General features: G+C 43.8%; 14 protein-coding genes. 10 read left to right on the top strand and 4 right to left on the bottom strand.

What is annotated here, in order from left to right; genetic code table 11:
• The first annotated feature begins 109 nt into the window (after positions 1–109).
• The 9 genes from ACO06Y_RS02710 to ACO06Y_RS02670 all read left to right on the top strand — a co-directional run bounded on the left by ACO06Y_RS02710 (position 110) and on the right by ACO06Y_RS02670 (position 18,604).
• Positions 110–1,123 carry a GntR family transcriptional regulator gene (locus tag ACO06Y_RS02710; RefSeq protein ID WP_422082287.1) on the top strand — a complete coding sequence of 338 codons (1,014 nt, stop codon included), beginning with the start codon at positions 110–112 and terminating at the stop codon, positions 1,121–1,123.
• A gap of 307 nt (positions 1,124–1,430) precedes the next feature.
• The gene (locus ACO06Y_RS02705; protein ID WP_422082286.1) at positions 1,431–4,535 is read left to right on the top strand and encodes a SusC/RagA family TonB-linked outer membrane protein; all 3,105 of its coding nucleotides are present in this window, start codon (positions 1,431–1,433) and stop codon (positions 4,533–4,535) included.
• 34 nt (positions 4,536–4,569) lie between these two features.
• Entirely contained in the window at positions 4,570–6,108 is a 1,539-nt protein-coding gene (locus tag ACO06Y_RS02700) for a RagB/SusD family nutrient uptake outer membrane protein (protein ID WP_422082285.1), read from the top strand.
• Between the two features lie 132 nt (positions 6,109–6,240).
• On the top strand, positions 6,241–9,762 hold the full coding sequence (locus ACO06Y_RS02695) for a VCBS repeat-containing protein (RefSeq protein ID WP_422082284.1): 3,522 nt from the start codon (positions 6,241–6,243) through the stop codon (positions 9,760–9,762).
• Positions 9,759–13,301, top strand: coding sequence for a VCBS repeat-containing protein (locus ACO06Y_RS02690; RefSeq protein ID WP_422082283.1), 3,543 nt, complete (start codon positions 9,759–9,761; stop codon positions 13,299–13,301). Before ACO06Y_RS02695 ends, ACO06Y_RS02690 begins: the two co-directional genes overlap by 4 nt.
• Entirely contained in the window at positions 13,282–14,616 is a 1,335-nt protein-coding gene (locus tag ACO06Y_RS02685) for a vanadium-dependent haloperoxidase (protein ID WP_422082282.1), read from the top strand. The genes ACO06Y_RS02690 and ACO06Y_RS02685 overlap by 20 nt, the downstream gene beginning before the upstream one ends.
• Before the next feature lie 47 nt (positions 14,617–14,663).
• Positions 14,664–16,433 (top strand): glycoside hydrolase family 36 protein, encoded by a 1,770-nt coding sequence (locus ACO06Y_RS02680; RefSeq protein WP_422082281.1) that lies wholly within the window; start codon positions 14,664–14,666, stop codon positions 16,431–16,433.
• A 26-nt stretch (positions 16,434–16,459) separates the two neighbouring features.
• Positions 16,460–17,002, top strand: coding sequence for a sugar O-acetyltransferase (locus tag ACO06Y_RS02675; protein ID WP_422082280.1), 543 nt, complete (start codon positions 16,460–16,462; stop codon positions 17,000–17,002).
• A 30-nt stretch (positions 17,003–17,032) separates the two neighbouring features.
• Positions 17,033–18,604 carry a sodium:solute symporter gene (locus ACO06Y_RS02670; protein ID WP_422082279.1) on the top strand — a complete coding sequence of 524 codons (1,572 nt, stop codon included), beginning with the start codon at positions 17,033–17,035 and terminating at the stop codon, positions 18,602–18,604.
• 250 nt (positions 18,605–18,854) lie between these two features.
• Here ACO06Y_RS02670 and ACO06Y_RS02665 read toward each other — a convergent pair whose 3' ends face one another.
• From ACO06Y_RS02665 to ACO06Y_RS02650, 4 genes are all read right to left on the bottom strand, one after another.
• Positions 18,855–19,373: a ferritin gene (locus ACO06Y_RS02665; RefSeq protein ID WP_422082278.1), complete on the bottom strand. Its 519-nt coding sequence runs from the start codon at positions 19,371–19,373 to the stop codon at positions 18,855–18,857.
• 55 nt (positions 19,374–19,428) lie between these two features.
• Entirely contained in the window at positions 19,429–20,265 is an 837-nt protein-coding gene (locus ACO06Y_RS02660) for a phosphatase PAP2 family protein (RefSeq protein WP_422082277.1), read from the bottom strand.
• 87 nt (positions 20,266–20,352) lie between these two features.
• A complete protein-coding gene (locus ACO06Y_RS02655) occupies positions 20,353–21,390 on the bottom strand; it encodes a nucleoside hydrolase (RefSeq protein ID WP_422082276.1) in 1,038 nt (345 codons plus the stop codon).
• Positions 21,391–21,508: 118 nt separating this feature from the next.
• A complete protein-coding gene (locus ACO06Y_RS02650; protein WP_422082275.1) occupies positions 21,509–22,411 on the bottom strand; it encodes a histone deacetylase in 903 nt (300 codons plus the stop codon).
• A 188-nt stretch (positions 22,412–22,599) separates the two neighbouring features.
• On the opposite strand from ACO06Y_RS02650, the gene ACO06Y_RS02645 reads away from it, so the two are divergent.
• Positions 22,600–25,014 carry a TonB-dependent receptor gene (locus ACO06Y_RS02645; RefSeq protein WP_422082274.1) on the top strand — a complete coding sequence of 805 codons (2,415 nt, stop codon included), beginning with the start codon at positions 22,600–22,602 and terminating at the stop codon, positions 25,012–25,014.
• Positions 25,015–25,111: the final 97 nt, after the last annotated feature.

The following is a 25,111-nucleotide window of genomic DNA, read 5'->3' as shown; positions in this document are numbered from 1 at the left end:
TATGAACATCAAAGAATAGACGGGTGCGAATTGTTATAAAATAGGGATTCATGCGTTTATTTTGTAATATTAGGGCACTATTTGGTACAACGGAAAAGCATTGCCCTTTATGTCATTGATAGACAGAATAAAGGATTTGGCCAATATCAATACGCTATCCAAGCATGAGCAGTTGGTGCAAGGTACAATGGAATCCATAGATTCCGGTATTTTGGCAACGGGAGACAAACTGCCCTCCATCAACCAAATGGTAGACGAACTGGGTTTTGCCAGAAAGACTATTGTAAAGGCCTACGAAGAGCTCAAAGATCGGGGCCTGGTGGAATCCAAAAAGCTTAAGGGCTATTTTATAATCAGTGAGGAGACCAAGGTTACCCTTAAAATAGCCTTGCTACTCTTCTCTTTTCAACGTTTTCAAGAAGAGTTTTATAATACATTTAGAAAGGAACTTGGCAAGCGATTCCAGATCGATGTTTTTTTTCATCATAATAATATTTCGGTCTTCGAGAGTATCTTCAATACGATCAAGGGTAAATATGGAATGTATGTGGTCGCTCCCATTCCCCATAAAAGTATACGTCCCCTTTTGGAGTCCATAGAACCGGCCAAGTTGTTGATAATCGATAGATACTTGCCTATGCCGGAAGAGTATTCCTATATATCCCAGGAATTTGAGGAAACCACGTATATTAAATTGGTTGAGTTGCTACCTCGTATACGACAGTTTGATAAATTCGTCCTTTTCTTTAGGAAAGGCTCCGATTATCCGGAAGGAATTCTCAAGGCTTTTAATCGGTTTTTGGAGGATTATAATATTCTTGGCTCCGTGAAGGAGGAATACCGTCCGGGTTCGATCAAAAAAGGACATCTCTACTTCTTTATCAGCGATACATTTTTATGGGAAGTTTTGAGGGATTGTCGCAATGGCGAATATGTTGTTGGCAAGGATGTGGGCATTCTCTCGCACAATGATCATGTGGTGAAACAAATTGTATTCGGGGGTATTACCACCATCTCCACAAACTTCAATGATATGGCCAGGAAGGCCGCGGAGCACATCAAGAAAAAGGAGAAGACACAAGTAATAATGCCCTTTAACGTTATTAAGCGCAATTCGCTGTAACTATCTGCACAGGCTTTTCAATCGATTTGCAAAATGGGCATTTACCCGCTCTTTTATTGTTAAAGTTTCATTTTTCACACCGTATTTTTTTGATATAATCAAAATTAATTTAGTTTTGCTTTGTAGCATAGACTATCATAGATTATCTATTATTTTTACTATTTGTTAAAACTTTTTGTCATTTTTTGTTAAAAAGTAATTAAATTGGTCAAGGAGAACACCTTTTCCCACACTGATCGAGTCCGTTTAGAAATATTAAATTCTATACGGATATTCATACATAAACAACTAACTTAAACTATCAATTATGAAAAAAAATCTTACGAACCCCGATGGGATATGGGTATTTGCCCTGGCATTCGTAGTTTTGGTATGTTTCGGAATTCAATCGGCATCCGCTCAAAATACCGTTTCGGGTACGGTTACTGATGACGTGGGACCATTATCCGGAGCAAGCGTTGTAGTAAAGGGCACCACTGTAGGAGCTGTAGCCGATTTTGATGGAAACTATACGATTGATGTGCCGGACGGTGCAACAACGCTTGTGTTTTCATACGTGGGCTATTCCACACAGGAAGTGCTTATTGACGGTAGGTCCACGATCAATATCGTCTTGACCGAGGACGCGCAGGCCTTGAGCGAGGTAGTGGTAGTGGGATACGGTACCCAACGGAAAGCGGATCTTACCGGGGCCGTTGGATCCATTGGTGCCGCAGAGATCGTTACAAAACCTATTACCAGTCCGGACCAGGTTTTGGCCGGAACAATTTCAGGGGTAAACATTACAAACCGAAGTGGTGACCCTGGAGCACCTATCAGTGTGCGAATCCGGGGTATCGGTACGCCAGGGGTCAACGATCCCCTATGGGTAATCGATGGCGTTCCTATTGTACAGACCACCAATGCCACGGTAAATACGTCATCCACTACAGATTCCAACCCCTTAGCGGGACTTAATCCCAATGATATTGAATCCATTGATGTGCTGAAGGACGCTGCTTCCTCAGCTATTTATGGGGCCAGGGCCGCCAACGGCGTAATCATTGTAACCACCAAAAGAGGTAAATCTGGCGAAGCACAGGTGACATACGATGGTTATGCCTCGGTGGCGACCGTAAGGGATAAGATCGATGTGCTTAACGTTGAACAATTTATTGACATTCAAGGGCAATTGGGTAGAGATCTTTCACAATTCAGTGGCCAACCCAATGTGGATTGGCAGGACGCCGTTTTTCGTGATGGTTTTGTACAAAGTCATAACGTAACCGTTAGTGGCGGCAATCAAAATGCCAATTACTTTATTTCAGGCGGTTACTTTGACAATGAAGGTATAGAACCGGCACAGGATTTCGAAAGATATTCGTTTAAGGCGAATTCCGATATTAAGGTGGGGAAACATTTGCGTTTTGGAGAATCTATCTTAATAAGCCAAACCGACCGAACAACACAAAGTGAAGGTGCCTTTTTTGCGGGTTTCAATTCTGCCTTGAACGCCCCATACTTTCAAATTTTCAATCCCGATGGCCCTCTGGGGTATAATCAAGAGACTCCTGATAATTTAGGAGGAGCTAGAGGTATCAACTATGTCTTCAGGAACGATTTGAGGACGCAAAGTACCACGGTAAGGAACCGTAAGGTATTGGGGAATTTCTACGGGGAACTTACCATTATCGAAGGCCTAAAACTCCGGACTTCCTTAGGTTTGGATTATAATGTGGTCCGTGGTGAATATTTACAGTCCGATATATCTTATGATGGCAATGATAGGCAATCCTTATTGGTTTCTTCAAGACCTGAGGAGCTGACGTTGAACACTAATGCAACATTGTCCTATGACAAAACCTTTGGAGGAGATCACAATGTATCCGCTATTTTTGGATTTGAGCAGACCAAGTTTCGGTTTGATAAGGTAAGACTACAGGGTCGTAATCTTTTCAACCCCAACTTTGCCGGTAGTGGTACTACCGTTGCCGGGGCCAATGAAGGTGATATTTGGACATTACAGGGTTGGCTGGGCCGTTTAAGTTATAATTACAAAGGAAAATACTTGATGACGGCCAATATCAGAAGGGATGCAACCTCAAGGTTCGCCAAGGAAAATAGGGATGGTGTTTTCCCATCGGTTTCTGCAGGTTGGCGAATTTCGCAAGAAGACTTTTTCCCTCAGAGTGATGCCATAGATGACATTAAAATTAGAGTAGGATGGGGGCAATCCGGTAACCAATTCACTGGACTGAATTTTGCTTTCTTAAGTGCCCTGAACAATAACATTTTTTATGTAATCGGGGACGGTCAAACCCCTGTTCTCGCACCGGCACCGACAAGTTTTGCCAATGCCGACCTCAAATGGGAAACCAGTACACAATTGGACATAGGCTTGGATGCGAGCTTTATGAAAGGGAAATTGACCGGTACATTTGATTATTATAAGAAGACTACCGATGATGTATTGCTTGGATTGCCCATTCCATTTGTTTCTGGGTTCTTCTTACCTGCTGATGCCAACATTGGCCAGATTGAAAACTCTGGTATTGAATTGGCGATCAATTGGAGTGATGAGATCGGGGACTTTAAATATAGCATAGGTGGAAATCTGACTACGGTTAAAAATGAAGTAACAAGTTTGGGTCAAATCCCCGATATTATTTCAGGTATTGGAGGAAACCAAACCCATAGAACGGTTGTTGGCGAAAGTCTTGGACATTTTTATGGATATAAAACGGACGGTCTCTATCAAACCGCTGCTGAAGCTAGTGCGGCACTGCCCGATGCTTTCTCCAGTGGTGCGGAACCCGGGGATATACGTTTTGTGGATGTTAATGGTGATGGACAGATAGACGCCAGTGACAGGACATTTTTGGGAAGCCCGTTCCCAGGTTTCTTCTATGGCTTTAATATTCAGGCAGAATACAAAGGCTTTGATTTTTCAGCCGTGTTAAGAGGGGTTGGCGATCAACAGGTTTATAACTCGGCCCGGATAGGTCTGGAGAACCTCAGGGCTTCGAACAATAGCAATTTCAGTACGCAGATTTTTAGCCGCTGGACCGGGGAAGGTACTACCAATTCCAGCTCTAGCCCCAGGCTGACCTTAAGTGATCCCAACGATAATGATCGTTTTTCTGATCGTTGGGTAGAGGATGCTGGTTATTTAAGGATTCAAAACATATCCATTGGCTATAGCATATCTCCTGAAAGACTAAAAAGTTGGACTAATGATTTTGTTACAAGAATGCGCTTTTATATAGGTGCCCAGAACTTGGCAACATTTACCAATTATTCCGGATACGACCCTGAAGTCGGTCGTACCCAAAGTTTCCAGAAAGGGGATTTTACCTTGGCCAGTGGTCAGGATGGTGGGCAGTCTCCCTTACCTCGAATAGTTCAGTTGGGATGGTCTGTAACTTTTAATTAGTCCGTAATTTTAATATCTTTATAATAAGCCTATTATGAAAAAAATATATGTATTTATCACAAGTCTTTGCATCCTAGGTACATTTTCGTGCAATGATGAACTAGACCTCTTGCCCTTGGATAGGGTAACTGCCGATACATTCTACAAAACCAGGGCGGATTTTGATGGTGCCATATTTGCCTCCTATTCCTCCATTCAAGACTTTTGGGGCACCAGTACGGAGACCCTTGCCGAGAATGGTGAATTTTGGAAGATTACCTTGGTGATCACGGACGACGTTGCGGCCGATATTGCCGCCGGTGCCGATGGAAGATCGCAGGATGCGGATGCGTTGCAAATTAGGGCAAGTGATATTCCCTATGCGGCCATATATACCCAAATTTATGAGGGTATTTATAGGGCCAATCTTGTTATTGAAAATTTGCAAAATGAAACGGAATTGACAGCTGAGGAGACTACGGTTTTGGATGCCGAAGCCAAATTTCTCCGTGCCTGGTTTCATTTTCAGGCCCTAAAAATGTTTGGAACACCTCCCTTGGCGACACAGGTGTTGACCGATATCAACAACCTAGCTTTGCCAAACTCTTCTACGGATGAGCTTTATACGGCTATTCTGGCCGACTTTGCAGCGGCCGCTGCAGGTTTGCCGGAGTCCTGGGACAGTGGCAATACCGGAAGGGCCACTTCCTGGGCCGCTAGATCTTACATAGGAAAGGTAAATGTATTTAGGGAAGATTGGGGAGCCGCAATTACGGCCCTGGCCGATGTGGTGGATAATGGCCCCTATTCGCTTGTACCCAATTATGAGGACGTTTTCTCCTTTACCAACGAAAACAATTCCGAATCTATTTTTGAAGTGCAATATGGAGGCCCTCGTTCCGATGATAACCTTTGGGTATTTGATGATACACATTCCGAAAACTTCAAGGCTTCCCAAGGAACGGGAAGAGGTTGGTATTGGGATGCTCCAAACGCATCAGGTGCTCCCGGAGGGAAACGGGGTTGGTGGGCGCCGACCCAGAGTTTGGTGGATGCCTTTGAGCCTGGGGACACTAGGGCTGCAACGATATTCTATCAAGATGGGGATACTTATTATACCTATAACCCATCACAGGTTGAAGTGCCATACGATCCCGCATGGTCTGAAACCAATTATACCCTCAAAAAGTATCGAGGGCCATTGAATACAGTAGATGCGAATCATTCTCCCAATAATCAGGCGGATTTCAACAATGAGCGATGGTTCCGATTTGCAGAACTGAAATTGCTGTATGCCGAGGCACTTATAGAAGGAGGGGGCGACTTGGGAATTGCTGAACAACAGATAAACGACATACGGCAACGTGCGGGCTTGGCCCCATTGGCCGGAGGCGCGGATTTGACCCAGGCCATGAGACAGGAAAAAAGGGTTGAGCTGGCCTTGGAGCCCCATCGATGGTTCGATATAGTCAGATGGGATTTGGGCCCCACTATCTTTGGTGGTGCATGGGATCCCAGGTATGAAGTATTCCCGTTCCCACAATCCGAGGTCGATCGCTCCGGTGGTGTGCTGAATCAAAATCCCGGATACTAAGATTTTTTTAAGCCTTTGCGTAGGCTAGTTGAGTAGAGTTAGTTTATTTTATTATTTTGGCTTATCTGGCTGTTTAGGGAATCCAATCACTGCGATTGGATTCCTTTTCTCTAAGGGTTCTTACCAATACGTATGTTCCATAAAATATCAATAGAACACCTCCAAAACGTCCTTATTCTCTTTTTGACATTGGGGATAATGGGTTGCGAAAATTCCGAAGGGACCATGTTCACCGAATTATCTTCAAAGGATACGAATGTTGATTTTTCCAATACGTTGGTATATTCCGATAGTCTTACCGTATTGGAGTTCGAATATATGTATAATGGGGCTGGGGTGGCCGTGGCCGATTTTGATTTAGATGGTTTACAAGATCTTTATTTTACGGGGAACATGGTAAGCAATCGCCTTTATCGAAATCTGGGAAATTGGAACTTCGAGGATATAACTGAATCTGCCCAAGCAGGCTCTAACAGTTGGTCCAATGGGGCGGCCGTTGTGGATATAAATCAAGATGGTTATCCGGACATTTATGTATCCAGAGGTGGGCCCAGGGGCTCCGAAGGGGAGGATCGAGCCAATTTGTTGTTCTTGAACAATGGAATGAAGGACGGAAAACTGTCCTTTACCGAAGCGGCCAAAAGTTGGGGTCTGGCCGACGAAAGCTATTCTGTACAAGCTTCTTTTTTTGATTATGATCAGGACGGGGACTTGGATATGTATTTGCTGAGCAATGCACTGGTGGATTTTAATCGTAATACCTCCCGTCCCAAAGATCGAACCGGAAAAGCACCATCGGCGGATAAACTGTTCCGAAACAATGGAGACCAAACCTTTACTGATGTTTCCAATGAAGCTGGAATTCTGATTGAGGGTTTTGGATTGGGAGTGGAGGTGTGCGACATCAATACCGATGGTTGGCCGGATATTTATGTTTCCAATGACTTTCTTACGGATGATCTATTGTACATCAATCAACGGGATGGCACCTTCAAGAATGAAATCACCCGATATTTTAGGCATTTGACCTTTAATGGCATGGGTAATGACATAGCCGATATTAACAATGATGGGCATATGGATGTTGTTGTCCTTGATATGCTGCCGGAGGATAATAAGCGATGGAAGCTGACCATGATGGGCAACAACTATGACGAATTCCAAACAGGGCTATCCTATGGTTATCATCCACAGTACATTCGAAATACATTGCAACTAAACAATGGCAACGGCTCATTTAGTGAAGTTGGTCAATTGATGGGAATATCGGCTACGGAATGGAGTTGGAGTGCATTGTTTGCGGATTTTGATCATGATGGGCTAAAAGACTTATGTGTCACAAATGGCTACAGACAGGATATTACCAATTTGGATTTTATGGTCTACGGTAACCGGGTGCTGAGTATGGGTACGGAGGAGGCCAATCAAAAACAGCGTCTGGAGGAACTCAATAAGCTGCCCGGAATTAAGCTGCCCAATTACTTTTTTAAAAACACGGGCAATCTGGGGTTTGAGGATATTTCAAAAGCTGTGGGATTCGATAAACCCACCTATTCCAACGGTATGGCCTATGCCGATTTTGACAATGACGGCGATTTGGATCTTGTGATGAACAATTTGGACGATCCGGCCGGACTCTATAGAAACAACATCGTATTGGACTCAACGAACAGCTATCTAAGATTCCGGTTCAAGGGAGAAAAACCGAATTTGGAAGGTATTGGCAGCCAAGTAGAATTGCGTTACCAAGGAAAGCTTCAGAAACAATATTTTACGCCCTATCGAGGCTATTTGTCCTCCATGGAACCTGCATTGCATTTTGGATTGGGCAACATTCAAAAAGTGGATACGGTTCTGGTCACCTGGCCTAATGGAAAAAAGCAGCTATTGACCGATTTGTCTACAAATCAAGAGATTGTCTTAGACCAAAAAGAGGCGGAGGAACTTCAAATACAGGACATACCTGCGACGCCTCTACTTTTTCAGGAAGTGGACAGTACCTTTATTCCCTTTAAACATCGGGAAAACGAGTTTGTGGATTTTAAGATTCAACCGTTGTTGCCCCATATGCATTCCCGCAATGGCCCTGGTTTGGCCGTTGCCGATGTTAATGGGGATGCTTTGGAGGATGTATATGTGGGAGGGGCCGCTGGACAACCGGGTGCTTTACTATTACAAGGGGAAAATCAAGGATTTAAGGAAGTCCCATTTCCTGAGGGAATCTCGGAAGACATGGGCACCCTGTTTTTTGACGCCGATAATGATGGGGATCAGGATTTATATGTCGTCAGTGGAGGTTCCTCATTTCCGTTGGGTGATGGGGCCTATCAAGACCGTTTGTACGCAAACGATGGCACCGGAGCTTTTACAAGGACCGACGCACTTCCAAAATTTGCTGTAAGCGGATCAGTGGTCACGGCTGCCGATTATGACAAGGATGGTAAACTGGATTTGTTCGTCGGGGGAAGGGTTAGACCGGGAGAATATCCGTTGCCTCCGGAGAGTGTGTTGTTAAGGAATACAAGTAATGGGAATACCCTAAAGTTTGAAAAGGACGATCAACCCATTCATTCCACTTTTAAGGAATTGGGCATGGTGACAGCTGCACTTTGGACAGATTTCAACAACGATACTTGGCAGGATCTAATCGTTGTGGGAGAATTTATGTCCGTTCGTGTCTTCCAGAACAATTCCGGAAACTTATGGGAGATAACCCAACAAGCAGGTCTTAAGGATACCCATGGTTGGTGGAATAGTATCCAAGGTGGTGATTTTGACAATGATGGCGATATCGACTACGTTTTGGGCAACCTCGGGTTGAACAGTAGATACAAGGCAAGTAAGGAGGAGCCCCTTTGTATCTATGCCAACGATTATGATAAAAATGGTCTAATAGACCCCGTGATGTGCTATTATATAGATGGTGAAAACTACGTAGCGCATTCCCGAAACGATTTGATCGAACAGATCAATGCGATGCGGGTACGTTTCCGCACCTTTTCGGACTATGCCGAGGCTACTTTTGAGGAATCATTCCTAAAGGAGGAACTGGACGATGCCTACGTGGTAAAGAGTCAGACCTTTGCCAATAGCTATCTTGAAAACTTGGGTTCTGGGAGGTTCAAAATGAGCGAGTTGCCCCGATCAGTACAAACGGCGCCTATTTATGGGATGGTCGTAAAAGATTATAATGGTGATGGAAATTTGGACGTATTGGCCGTAGGTAACTTTTATAGCGGAGAGGTTTTTTCGGGCCGATACGATGCCTCTATTGGATGGGTATTGGTAGGCGACGGGAACGGAGGTTTTGATCCATTAAAAGTCTCGGAAAGTGGTTTTTTTGTTCCGGGCGATGCCAAAGGTCTGATAAACCTGTATACCGAAAAAGGGGGATTTGTCCTAGCGGGCGTTAATGACGATGCAACAAAAGCCTTTTCTTTTTCGGAAAATAGGCAACGTTTGTATACCCCCAAACCGGATGATGTATCGGCCATAATTGAATATGCCGATGGAAAGCGGCAAAAAATAGAATTTTATTACGGTGCCGGATATTTGTCCCAACCCTCCCGTGGTTTGTCCATTCCCGGGAATGCGGTATCCATAAAGATTATGAATTCCCAACGTCAACAGACTGAAATCCTTTCCGTACCATGAGGAATGTGTTACAATCATTTTTAGTGGTTTGCTGTATGCTGGCCTTGAGTTCCTGCAGAAAGAGCGACGCACGTTTCAGATTATTGGAAAGTTCCCATACAGGGATTGATTTTGACAATAAGATCAAGGAAAATGACAGTATCAATGTCTTTGAATTCATGAACGTATACACCGGTGCAGGAGTGGCCGTTGGGGATATCAATAATGACGGATTGGTGGATGTTTATTTTAGCGGGAATGCCGTTTCCGGGCGGTTGTACCTGAACAAGGGCGATTTTAGATTTACGGATATTACCGAGGAGGCCGGAGTCCTCAATAATCGATGGGGTACAGGAGCTACCATGGTGGATATTAATCAGGATGGATGGTTGGACATCTATATCTGTGTTTCGGGTAGTGCAAAGGAGTCCGAAAGGGCAAATCTACTCTACATCAACAACGGGCCTTCCAAGGATTCCGGGCAACTGACTTTTACTGAAAGGGCTGCGGAATATGGCTTGGCGGATACCCGTCAAAGCATGCATGCCGCTTTCTTTGACTATGATAAAGACCAAGATTTGGATATGTACCTTTTGGTAAATCCGGCCGCATTTGAGCATCAAGTGAATTCTAGCCACCCTAGGAAGCTAAATGGTGAATCGGTGAGTAATGACCGACTCTATCGCAACGAGGGTAATGGAAAGTTTATCGATGTTTCCGGGGAGTCCGGTATTTTGGTAGAAGGGTATGGACTTGGGGTAGGGATTTCCGACATCAATAATGATTCATGGCCGGACATCTATGTGTCCAATGATTTTATCGGAAATGATATCCTCTACATTAACCAAGGTGATGGGACATTCAAGGATGAAATAACGGACTATTTGAACCATACTTCCTATGCAGGTATGGGTAACGATATTGGAGACATAAACAATGATGGGAAGCAGGATATTTTCGTTTTGGATATGCGTCCCGAAGATAATAAAAGAAGAAAGCTGATTATATCCTCGTTGGGCTACGATCGTTTTCAGTCCATGTTGGAGGCGGGCTATGATCCCCAATATACCCGGAACACTTTACAACTGAACCGGGGAGAAGGTAAATTCAGTGAAATAGGTTTTCTGGCCGGGGTCAGCAGTACGGATTGGAGCTGGAGCGCGCTCTTGGCGGATTATGACAACGATGGTCACAAAGATCTGTATATTACCAATGGCTTTCTGAGGGATTTAGGGAACCTGGATTATATCCATTACCAAAATATCTACAATAATCCCATAGGAGATACTGAGACCAAGATTGGGCAAAAAATGGAATCCATGCACGCCTTGCCCAGTGCCAACTTGCGGAATTATATATATCGTAATTCAGGAGGGATACAGTTTGAAAATGTAACCGAGTCATGGGGTATCAAGGAATTAAGCTGCTCTAACGGTGCCACCTATGCCGATTTGGACAATGATGGGGATTTGGATTTGTTGGTCAATAATATCAATCAGCCAGCTTTTGTATATGAAAATCAAAGTACAAAGGAATCGTTAAACCATTATCTCAAGATTAAGCTAAAAGGAAAACCGGGCAACCTGCAAGGGATAGGGGCTAAGGTAAAAGTCACTACCGATTCTGTTCATCAGCACTATGAACATTTTCTAAGCCGTGGTTATGAATCCAGCATAGACCCTACCATTCATTTCGGTTTGGGAAAATATGAAAAGGTAGATGCCGTTGAGGTCTGGTGGCCTAATGGAAGCTATCAGGTTATTACCGACGTCTCTGCAGATCAGGTATTGAACATTGACCAAAATGAGGCTACTTCCAAGGAATTGGATAAAGACCTAAATCCAACCCAAAAGATGTTTGTTGATATTACGGATTCCTTGAAAGTTGAATTCCGGCATCGGGAAGATGCTATGGTCGATTTTAAACTACAACCTATTTTACCGCATATGCATTCCAAAAATGGTCCTGGAATAGCTATCGCTGATATCAATGGGGATGGTCTGGAGGATTTTTACGTTGGCGGGGCCAGTGGTCAAGGAGGTCGGCTGTTCCTACAAGATAAGGAGGGTTCCTTTATTTCTCGGGATTGGACTTTGGATAGCGAATACGAGGATATGGGCGCTCTGTTCTTTGATGCCAACGGGGATGGGTTTTCAGACCTTTATGTGGTTAGTGGCGGGGTTTATGCCTCGAAGGACACGGAGATCTATCAAGATCGATTGTACCTCAACGATGGTCTTGGGAATTTTACCAAATCGGATGCACTTCCCGGGATTTCTGCCAGCGGCTCCGTTGTTACGGCATCGGATTTTGACAAGGACGGGGATTTGGATCTTTTTGTGGGAGGACGCATAAAACCTGGTGAATACCCCATGCCGGCCCAAAGTTATCTGTTGGAAAACATTACGGATGAAAATTCCGGGAAGGTAAAATTTAGGGATGTAGGAAGTAGCGTTCCCGGATGGGAAGGATTGACCATGGTCACAGGGGCACTTTGGACGGACTTTGATAATGACGGTTGGCAAGACCTTATAGTGGTCGGGGAATTCATGCCCATACAGATTTTTCACAACAATAAAGGTCAATGGGTCCATGCCAATGAAAAAACAGGGCTGAAATATACCGAAGGTTGGTGGAACAGTATTTCCGGAGGTGATTTTGATGGCGATGGCGATACGGATTATCTTTTGGGCAACCTGGGCCTTAACAACAAGTACCAAGCCACGGATGAGGAGCCCTTATGTATCTATGCGAGCGATTACGATAAGGACGGTCGTATAGATCCTGTGATGTGCTATTTTGTGGACGGCGAGAATCATGTTGCGCATACTCGTGACGAAATCATAACCCAGATCAATGCCATGCGGGCACGGTTCAAGACCTATGAATCCTATGCCGAGTCTACCTTTGAAACATCGTTCTTGCCCGAGGAACTCGAAACGGCCTATGTGGTAAAGAGCCATACTTTTGCCAGCTCGTATCTGGAAAACAAAGGTGGAGGCCAATTTGAGCTTCGTCCTTTGCCTTGGGAATGTCAAATCGCTCCTATCGAAGGAATCGTAGTGGAGGACATCGATGGGGATGGTAATGAGGATGTTTTGTTGACCGGAAATTCATACGCCACGGAGGTTGCCTCGGGCAGGTACGACGCATTAAAGGGCATGGTCCTTATGGGCAACGGTGATGGGACTTTTCAACAAATTCCTTTGGAGAAGAGTGGTTTTGTGAATGATCATGATGGGAGTGGGTTGGGCCTACTTCGAAATGCCGAAGGGCTAGCGTACATCGTCTCTGCAAACAACGGTGGGCCGGTAAGGGTTTTCGGAACGAACAATGCCAAAGAGAACCATTCCATTTATTGGGCCGATAGAAATAGTGAATCGGCCGAGATTTTTTTCAAGGATGGTGGAAGGATAAAAAAGGAGTTCAACTATGGATCCGGCTATCTTTCCCAACAAACGCGTAGTATACGGTTGCACGATGCCATTAAAGAAATAAAGGTAAAGGACGTCTATGGTGAAACAAAAAAAATACATATCGATGAAGCTGTGGATCAATAGCCTGGTGATTGCCATTTTGCTGACGTTGTCCGCATGTGGCCCGACTCATGATGCGGAAAAATTGGATGCCCATTTTGATGGAGCCCTGATGGAGTATAATCGAAAACTGACCGATGTTATAGTAGCGGATATTTTCACCCCTCCTGTGGCCAGCCGTATCTACGCCTATCCCAATATTGCTGCCTATGAGGGTGCCCGTTTCTTGGAGTCCGATAGACCTTCATTGGCCGGACAACTCAATGGTCTGGACGTATTACCCAAACCAGATTCCCTTAAATCGTATTATTACCCACTGGTATCCCTAATTGCCTTTACCAATGTGGCGAAATATTTGGTATATGATCTGGAACGTATCGAAAAGATGGAAAAAGAGTTATTGGACGGGGTACGGGACGTCGGCATAGCTAAGGAGATGTATGATAATTCGGTTGCTTACGGAAAGAATTTGGCCGAGAAAGTTTTGGAGTGGGCCGCAAAGGACGGTTATCATAGGCGTACCGCCCTACCCAGATATAGTGTGACGGACAATCCGGGACGATGGCGTCCTACACCTCCGGACTATATGGAGGCCATAGAGCCCCATTGGAATACGTTGCGACCTTTTGTATTGGATTCCGCCGCCCAATTTGATCCGGGGCTTCCAACATCTTTTGATACCGATGAGGAATCGCAATTCTATAAGGAAGCAAAGGAAGTTTATGAAACTGTCGAGAACTTGGACGATGAACAGTTGGAAATTGCCAAGTTTTGGGATTGTAACCCCAATATATCGCATACGAAAGGACACGTTATGTATTTTCAGCAGCAGATTTCACCTGGGGGACATTGGATGCATATTACAGCACAGGTTTTGGACGAACAAAAAGCCAATACGGTAGAGTCCGCAGCAACATTGGCCCTCACCGGTATTGTTTTGGCAGACGCCTTTATCAGCTGCTGGGACCAAAAATACAAGAGTAACCTAACCCGTCCTGAGACCTATATCAATAAATATATGGATCCGGACTGGACGCCCATTTTGCAAACACCCGCCTTTCCGGAACATACTTCTGGCCATAGTGTAGCCTCCACGGCCGCTGCGACCATGTTGACCCATATTTTTGGGGATAATTACGCATTTGCCGATGCCACCGAAGTACCGTATGGCCTACCTATACGAAGCTATCCCTCTTTTATGCGAGCTTCCCAGGAGGCCGCAATTAGCCGACTCTATGGAGGTATCCATTATAAACCTGCCATTGAATTGGGCATTCAACAAGGTGCGGCCGTTGGAAATTATGTGATAGAGCATATAAATATCGAAGGAAGTAAATAGGCGTATTGTGCTTTCCGATAAATAGGGAAAAAGGAAAACAGAGACAGATGATTACAAATAGTAGGGCTATCGATACCTATGAAATTTTAATAAAGGGCGTGGAGGAGCCGTTAAGAACCTCCCTTACTAAACTACAGGGTTCCGATGAACTTTCAATTTATGAGTTTGAAATCCATAGCGATGAAAAGATGTATCCATCGCCAATAACTCTGCAATGGAAAATCCCTGCGATTAATGTAAAGGGAGTTTGGAAACCCACCACCGATTTCAACAAACGCATTCAAGCCGATTGGGAGCTTGATAATATGGAATCCAGAATATCCATAGATGCACCGGTAATTGCCCTTTTTGGACATGATGATAGTAATATCCTGACGTTTGCCTGTTCCAATGCCATCAATAAATTGGAGATGAATGCCCGTCTTCGTGAGGAGGATAATTATTTTTATTGCCATCTTACCTTTTTTACGGAACAACATTATTCCGTAAAGGATTTTAAAGTACAGTTGCGATTGGATCATAGAAAGCTGCACTTCTCCAAAACCTTAAACGATGTTTCCCGTTGGTGGGAAGGCTTTAACGAGCTACGGCCTACCCATGTTCCCGATATTGCCAAGAAACCTTTGTATTCTACCTGGTATCAATTCCATCAAAACCTGGATACCCAGGTCCTCTTAAAAGAGTGTAAAATTGCTTATGATTTGGGATATCGGGCTATTATAATCGATGATGGTTGGCAGACCAACGACTCCAATAGAGGGTATGATTATACCGGGGATTGGCGGCCGGAGCGGATTCCCGATATGGCTTCATATGTTGAGGAAATACATCGCACAGGGATGAAGGTCGCTTTGTGGTATTCCGTCCCATTTTGTGGTAAAAAATCGAAAGCCTATAAAAAGTTCAAGGGGAAGTTTTTGACCGAGGACCATCGTTGGGCACCGGTATTTGATCCGCGCTATCCGGAAGTCCGGGAATATTTGGTAGATCTTTACACAAATGCATTGAAAGACTGGAACCTGGATGGATTTAAACTGGATTTTATCGATGAATTCAAGCTATATCCGCATACCCCGCTGAATCAAGAAGAAGGTCGCGACTATGCCTCTATTAACAAGGCCGTGGATCGTCTCCTGACCGATGTTACGAAAGCGTTGCAAAAGGTAAACCCGGAAGTTATTATAGAATTTAGACAGAAATATACCGGACCGGCCATGCGGAAGTATGGCAATATGTTCCGTGCGTTCGATTGCCCTGGAGATGCTACCATGAACAGGGTACGTATCGCGGACATCAAAATGCTTTGTGGTAACACGGCAGTACATTCGGATATGGTTACATGGCATCCGGAAGAGCCTTTGGAAATTGCGGCACTTCAAATGGCGAATACTATTTTCGGGGTACCCCAATTATCCATTATGCTAAAGGACGCCCCATCCGAATATTTACAGATGATTGCCTTTTACACCGACTACTGGAACCAACATGCCGCTACTTTGCTCCAAGGTAATTTTGTTCCCTTAAGGCCCTTGAACAATTATCCGGTCCAGAGCATAGTCAAGGATAATCTTACGATTGTTGGTGTACACGACGAATATGTGGTTTCGTTGGATACGGTAACCAATGAAATTCATTTCCTCAATGCGCAATTGGCACAGGACATAGTGCTCAAATGTTCAGATGACTTCGGAGACTTTTCTACAACCGTTTACGATTGTCTAGGGAATGTGGTAAAGGAGAATACCGTATCCCTGTCCAAAGGGGTGAAGTGTATTCAGGTTCCTCCCTGTGGTATAGTACAGATGCTGCGCGCTTAGTTTTAATTATGACAGAAAAAGAGAAAATGACAAAAGGCCTACCGTATGATCCCTATGACAGGGAATTAGTTTTGGGAAGGAGAAAAGCACGTAGGTTGCTTCGGGAAATCGGTGGAATTCCCGAAGATAAAGAAAGGCAACGCAAACATTTTTTCAAAGAACTATTTGCTGAAACGGGAAGTAAGTTTTTTATCGAAAACCCCTTTATATGCGATTATGGATTCAATATTTATTGGGGCGAGAATGCCTATGCGAATTTTGGCTGTATAATACTTGATGCCGCTCCAGTATACATCGGCAAAAATGTGATGCTGGCTCCAGCAGTTAAAATTTTTACGGCTACCCATCCCTTGGAATACAAGGAAAGAAACTCGGGCATTGAATTTGCCAGACCTGTTCGTATCGGCGATAATGTTTGGATAGGTGGGGGAGCTATTATCAATCCAGGGGTAACCATTGGCCAAAACAGCGTAATAGGCTCAGGAAGCGTCGTTGTTAAGGATATTCCTGAAAATGTGGTAGCGGTGGGAAATCCCTGTAAGATTGTAAAAGGTATAGACAATCAGTGAAGTAAAATGAACAACTAAACCTCTAAAACAATGGAAGGAGCCATACACAATATCGACTTGATAATCATCGGAGTTTATTTCATAGCCGTAATGCTCATCGGACTGTATGTGGCGAAGGGTACAAAAACGGGGGAAGATCTATTTTTAGGGGGAAGAACTTTCGGTTGGGGAATAATTGGACTTTCACTCTTTGCATCCAATATTTCCACAACTACAATTATCGGACTTTCAGGCGCGGCTTATAGCTCGGGAATCGTGCAATCGGTATATGAATGGATGACGGGGATTCCCTTAATCATAGCGGCCCTGATCTTCATTCCGCTCTATTTAAGATCTAGGATAACGACTATACCGGAATTTCTGGAATTACGTTTTGATAGACGTTCCCGAAAGTTCTTTTCCATAGTTACGATTTTCACCAGTATCGTTGTGGATACCGCTGGCGGTCTCTATGCCGGCGCCATAGTATTGAAGGCTTTTTTTCCTGATCTGGTCATTTGGCAAACGACATTGGTATTGGCTTTGGTTGCCGGAATTTATACAGCTTTTGGAGGATTAAAGGCTGTTGTGTATACGGATGCCATACAGGCGATAATCTTGATTTTTGGTTGTTCGGTACTGGCCTATCTTATGTTCCAGAAATTGGATTTTTCCTGGGGGAACGTGCTTGCGGCTGCGCCGGAAGGACATTTGTCCATTATACGACCTGCCGATGACAGTTCCTTGCCTTGGCCTGGATTGATATTGGCCGTGCCCATATTGGGCTTCTGGTACTGGACCACCAACCAGTATATAGTACAGCGAATTTTGGGGGCCAGGGATATCAATAATGCCAGATGGGGTGTTATTCTGGCAAGTTTTCTAAAAATAGTGCCCCTATTTATTATGGTTATTCCCGGTACCATGGCTATTGGCCTTTTCCCTGGATTGGACAATGCCGATCAAGTATTTCCCACGGCGGTGATGAACATATTGCCTGTAGGGCTCATTGGGGTGGTTCTGGCCGGTTTGATTTCGGCGATTATGAGTAGCGTGGATTCTACCTTGAACTCGGCCTCTACGTTGTTGGTCGTGGATTTTGTAAAGACAAAAAACCCCAACATTACGGATAAGGAAACGGTGAAATATGGCCGGATAACCACTTTGGTTCTTATGGCGATAGCCGCTATCTGGGCGCCGATGATAGAAAATTTTGGCGGTATATGGGCTTATTTACAACAGATGTTTTCCATTATTGTTCCACCCATTGCCGTACTGTTCCTGGTAGGGGTATTCTATAAAAGAGGTAACAAAGAAGGTGCTTACGCCACTTTAATTTGGGGCACCATTGGGGGCGTTATTCTTTTTGTATTGGGGCAATTGGGGTATTGGCCATTACACTATGTCTATAATGTAGGTATCATGGTCGGCGTAAGTGCGCTGCTGTTTATTTGGGTAAGCAGGGCTACACCCGCACCATCCAAGGAGCAAATAGAACTATATACCTATAAAAAAGATTTAATCCATGCAGGAATGGAAAATGTGCCTTGGTACAAGGACTATCGCTATCAAATTGTATTATTACTGATAGTGATTGGGTATTTTACCATTGTCTTTGCCTAAGCTACTTTTTTCAATAGATCAAAACAGGGACAACGACTACAGCGCTTGGATTCGCCTTTCTTGTATTTGGAACAGCATTTGGTTTTACAACCCTTTGGTGTTAATTGCCGTAATGCGGCCTTCTGGGCTTTTTCTAGCTTTTTAAGCTCCTTTTTTGATACCTTCTTTTTTTTGCCCACCAATAATCACTTAAGGAATATTCCAAAAGTAACTATTTTAATTAAATCTAAATAAGAAAAACGATGAAATTTTATTCTGTAGTATCAGAAGCGGCGCTCTCCACGGTTATTTGTTGAACATCCCTATCAAAAAGGTAAAGGCCACCTTTATCATTCCCGATGAGATTTATCTTATCCAAAATAGTTCGGGCCAATGCTTCCTCCTCGATTTGCTCGGCCACATACCACTGTAGAAAATTATGGGTGGCATAATCCTTTTCTTCCAAGGTAACATGTACCAAATCGTTTATACTTTTCGAGACGAATATTTCATGGTCATAGAGTTCCTGGAACATTTTTTGGAACGTACCAAAATCGGTCTTAGGGGCCTTTAAGTCCGAGATGACGGCATGCCCGCCCCTTTCGTTGACGAATTTTATCAGTTTAAGCATATGCATCCGCTCTTCATCGGAATGTTTGTACATAAATTGGGAGATGCCTTCCAGGCCCTTCACCTCGGCCCATGAAGCCATAGATAAATACACTTGTGAGGATTCGGCCTCTATCCTAATTTGTCCGTTCAATGCTTTTTCGACCTTCTTGGATAACATAATTTCAATTTTTTTGCGAAGTTACGAATTATACCTATTTAAAAAATGATTTAAATCAGAAGCGTGCTACGATTCCAATTTGTCCTGGACCAAAATTGAGGTTCCAACTAATTTTTTTGCTGTTATCGTTATATTTCTTGTCATACTTGGTATCCAGGTAACGATCTATGGATTCAACGATAAATATACTCACTACGGCACTGAAGACGATATCGGAGAGCCAATGTTTGCCTTCCCACAACCTGGAAACTGAGGGGATAGCTCCCAAAGTATAAATACCTCCTTTTATCCAGGGACTCTTAAATTGTTTTGCAATGGCATGGGCATTGGTCAAAGCCAAAATGGCATGACCTGATGGGAAGGCATGAAAATCCTTACCCCCACTCCAAAGGGGGTTAAAGGTATCCTTGGTTTTTCCACTCAAAGGTCTTGCCCGCCCGATGGCCGATTTCAAAAAATGTTGTAGCAATCCTCCCGCGGAAGCCGAAGAAATAAGAAGCACTCCTGTTCTTCGTAGTTTTTCGTCCTTTATGGCAAGTCCCGTTAGGTATACGGCACCCGTTATCATGTAATTATTGGATGGGCTTCCATATTCAAACCCAAAGTCTCGAAGGACTTCAGGTATGTCTTCCCTGATTTCCCTAAAATATTCCGAGGTGGGATCATCAAAAAAATAGGCAACACCGGTACCTACCATAGTAACACCAAAATCTGCCCATTGATCACCTTGCCAATGCAAAGGCCTGGAATAGGCATGTCCCATCCCCAAAAAGACATTGCCAATATCATATTTGAACATATCCCATCGGGTTTCGGTAACATCCGTATGCAAATCCTGGGATTGCGCGAAACCTACAAATACGAGGAAAAAAAATAAAAGTACTCGCTGCATTGTACTGATTTGCGGCGCAAGTTAAGGTTAAGATTTCAATTTCAATACTCTTTTAAAACCAAAATTTTACCAGTGACTGTATGGTGGTTACTGTGCTGCCGAAACCAGAAAGGGGTGCTCCATGGTTTCATAGAAGTCGGCCAGAACCTTTTCCTTATCGAAGTTTTCCCAAACCGTGATTCTTCTTTCGTTTTTTGGGCGTTCTATCCATTCATTGTTGATCAGTATCGGGGCGGGAATCGATTTTTGCTCCCCCCAGGAGCTATCCTTTAAAATGGCCAAGGCGACCATGTCAAAAAGTGGGCGCGATGGAGGATCGGTATGGTAATGGATATGTTCAAAAAGACTTATGGAGTAATCCCCGAAATTTCCAAAGGTTCCCCCATGTCTCCCCGTAATCGGAGTTTTTGCCTTTGGGCCCAATCCCCGCATTCGTGAATTTACCTCTGTCTGGGTCACGGCCACTGCATCGGTCCCCGAGGGTTTTCCATAACGGACGGTTACCATTTCAAAAGGGATTTTGCTATTCAACACATAATTCATGGAAATGGTATCATTGTCCTGATTATACTCCCCGGGTTCGGGATAGTTGCTGCCCAACCAAACTATTCTGGTTCGCTCGGCGAAAGAAGGATCTTTTTTCAAAGCCAAGGCTATATTCGTTAGTTTGCCCACCGCTACTATGATTGTGGAATCCTTTTGGGTCTCTTCCAAAATAAAATCCACTCCTTCCTGCCCATCATAATTGGAAGGGTCAAAACCTTCCGCAATCTCATCAAAATTTCCATTCGCTCCTTTTAAAAGCGGTACGGAATCCTTTAAATTGCTTAACTGCAATACCCTTTCCGCCTCATCATAATGCCCTTGAATGCCACCTCCGTTAAACGTGGCATTGACCGTAATCCCCCTTACATCAAAAACATCGCCGTTGAACAGCATATAGGCCATGGCATGCTGGTCGTCCAATTCATTGTTGGCATCGGTATCAAAAATGACCTTTATCTTTTGGGACTCAACTTTTGATGATTCGTCCGGGGCTGACATGGATTCCTTTTGTTTTTCCTTGCAGGAAGAAAAAAGTGAAATGGCCAATAGGGTCAACAATGCTTGGCGAGTCGTTTTCATATAAAAAGGATTTTAATTGAAAGTAGTTCGGGAAAATACAAAAAAATGGAAAACTCCTAAAACGAGTAAAGGATTGCTTCAAGTTCAATCTGGTTTGGTCACATACGAACAGCTTTGTTTAAAAAAAGAGTTGTTGTGCCGTGCGAAAGGTATTGGCATGGGCCTCAACAATCGTTCTGATATCGGCAGAATACCCACCACCCATACTACATTGAACCGGGATGTTTAGCCGATGGCAGGTTTCCAATACCGTTTCGTCCCGCTGTTTACTGCCTTCCAAGGTTAAGGCCAATGTTCCCAATTTATCGGTTTCAATAATATCCACCCCGCAGAGATAAAAGATAAAATCGGGCCGGGTTTTATCGATTAGTTTGGGCAGATTCTCGCGCAAAGTGGACAGATATTCGGCATCACCGGTTCCTTTTTTCAAGGGAATATCCATATCCGATTTTTCCTTTTTAAAGGGATAGTTATTGGCCCCGTGCATGGAGAAGGTAAAGACCGAATCATCATTTTGAAATATTTCCGCTGTCCCGTTCCCTTGATGGACATCCAAATCCACTATCAGGATTTTTTCGGCCAAATTCCTGGCCTGGAGATAACGTGCCCCTATAGCCTGGTCATTCAGCATACAAAAGGCCTCTCCTCGATCCGTATAGGCGTGGTGTGTACCCCCGGCAATATTCATGGCGATTCCATTTTCGAGCGCAAATTCACAGCCCTTCATGGTTCCATCGGCAATAATACGTTCCCGCTCTACTAATTCCTCGGTTAAAGGGAAGCCAATTTTCCTAGCCTCCCTGGCAGGTATTTTGATATTCAGCAAATCGTAAAAATATTCCGGTTCGTGAACAGCTACAATATACTTGTCGTTCGGAACTGTTGGCTCAAAGAAGTTTGTTGGGATACAGGTACCTTCATGCAACAATTGTTGCGGCAATAGTTCATATTTCTCCATCGGAAACCGATGACCTTTGGGCAAAGGATGCCTGTAAATCGGATGATAAGCTATCTTGAGCAACGGCAGTCTTTTATGGATAAATATCGGTTTTAGCCAGTAAAAGTCCCAAGTATATCCAACAAACTTTTTTGATTGGTTGTAATGGGTATTTTCTTTACCAAAAAAAGATACAATGATACATATTATAAGTAGTGTTTTTGATGACAAGCAGGTAGTGCTTATCTTTAAGTGTATTAGGTAGATATGTAATGAAACTAGTTTCCGGGTTGTTTTTTCTGTTTGTTTTCAGCGGTTTCCCTCAAGGAACTGGGAGTAGCCAAGTACTTGGAAGCGATTTGGATTTAATGGAGCTGGTCAATAATATTGAGAGATACAATACTGAAAACCCGGTAGAAAAAGTATACCTACATATTGACCGGGACATTACCTCTGCCGGAGGCGACCTTTGGTATACCGCCTATGTTACCTTTGGGGCGTACCATAGCCTTTCGGATGCAAGTAAAGTATTGTATGTGGATCTGATCAACTCCAGTAATGAAGTGGTTCTTTCCCAGACCCAGGCACTTATCGCGGGAAGGTGCAGCGGTTCCATGACCGTTCCCAAGGAACTACCGTTGGGAGATTATCGATTGCGTGCCTATACCAAATGGATGACGTACTATGATCCGGACTTCTTTTTTTATAAGACCTTAACCATTGTTAATAATCAGGTTGTAAGTTACCCCGCCTCTTCGTCAAATGATAAAATCAATTTACGGTTTTTCCCCGAAGGTGGCCAATTGGTAAATAATATACCTTGTCGCGTAGCACTTAAAGCCATTGGGAATGATGGATTGGGGAAAAAAATAGAAGGGCATATCATCGATTCCACAAATGAATTCATTTGTACCATAGATTCCACCCCCCAGGGGTTCGGAATATTCCATTTACTTCCGCAAACCGGAAATACCTATCGCGCTGTACTTGATGATGGAACTATATACAATCTGCCCCTTACCATTGAAAAGGGGTATGCGATGAATGTGAACAATCTGGATTTTCAGAAGATAAAAATAAGGGTCAGCGTAACTGATGCCCTTAAAAACAAGCCGTTTTATGTTATAGGCACGAGTAGGAATCAGAAATTTTTCGAGGCTAAATTTGTATGGAACCGGGATTCTTTCCTTGATTTTGAGATTCCCAAGGACAGCCTGCCTAATGGGGTATTGACCATAACCCTTTTCGATGGGAACAAAAGACCAAGGTGCGAGCGATTGGTGTTCGTTGACAACCAGCAAAGATTTAAGGTAAAGGTAACTCCCAATACCAATTCCTTTGTGCGGAGAGAACCGATTTCGTTCACCATAAATGTTACCGATCAAGAAAACAGACCTGTTTCGACCCAATTATCGATGGCCATAACAGATGCCGCCTATATGGAAAAAGGCAAATACGACAGGAACATCCTGACCTATCTATTGTTGGAGTCTGATTTAAGAGGTCATATCAACAACCCGAATTTCTTTTTTAAGGATAGGGAAAGAAATACACTCTTTGGTTTGGATCTGATAATGATGACCCATGGCTGGAGGAGGTACAAGTGGCAGGATGTCCTAAATGGAACCGGCCTATCAGAAAAGAAACGGTTCGAAAAAGGCATTACGGTCTCGGGAACGGCATATGGCCGTAACGGGAAGCCATTGGAGAATACCTCGATCAAGATGATCGGACTTTCCGATACCGGTTTTTTTGCCTACCCGACCCAAACCACAGATTCCGGACATTTCAAGATCCACAACATTGACCTCCGTGATACCATGAGGGTTACCTTCAACGCCTACAACTCTAGGAGCAAACAGATCGATGTCAATATAAGCCTGGATGAAAATGATATTTTTCCCGTTGGGAAACTGGATTACTATAGCGTGAGCGGCCCTAGGAAAAAGGATATCGATTCCTTTAGGAGGACCGACTATACCAGAAAGGAAAGGGATTCCATTTTCGATGCTGTGACTGAACTTGACGAAGTTGTCGTTACCGAGGAACGAATAGAGACACCGGAATCCCCTTCCATGTATGGTGTTGTTCCTGACGCGGTGATCTATCAGGATGAGAATAGGTTATTTGATCTTTCTTTGTTATTGGGTGATGCCCCCGGGGTATTCGTTTCAGGAAGCGGAGTGGACGCAAGTGTTAGTATTAGGGGGGGAAGTCCGCTATGGGTAGTGGATGGAATGAGGCTAAGTCAGAAATCTAACGCTTTTGAATTCTTATCCCCTGCAGACATTGAGCGAATCGAGATTCTAAAAGGGTCAGGGGCCTCTATTTTTGGTGCTAGCGGTGCTAATGGTGTAATTCTTGTCTATACCAGAAGGGGGAAGCCCAACCCGACATCCCAAAACTCGGGATCGGGATCCAGCTTTGAATATGTCCTTGCCCATGACGGGGAAAGGGAATTTTATAGTCCGGACTACGATAGACCGAACAACGGACAAAACAAACCTGATCACCGAGAAACGCTATTTTGGGATCCCTCTGTCAAGACCGATGAAAAAGGGGAGGCTATTATAACTTTTTTTAATTCCGATTTTGCAAAAGAAATCCAGGTGGTTGTTGAATTTCTCACAGAACAAGGGGAAACAGGTTTCTATATGAATACCTTTCCGACAGATTATGGATATTAGTCCAGATAAGTTTATATCTTGATTTTAGGTTATGATTCCGGTTTTTTGAAAAAGAACTATGCCTTTTGGGATTTCCCGATTTGGATTTGAGCCGATT

It is taken from the genome of Ulvibacterium sp. (genome assembly GCF_965228935.1).
In the GTDB taxonomy this organism is placed as follows: domain Bacteria; phylum Bacteroidota; class Bacteroidia; order Flavobacteriales; family Flavobacteriaceae; genus Ulvibacterium.
This window is presented reverse-complemented; position numbering and strand designations above follow the sequence as displayed.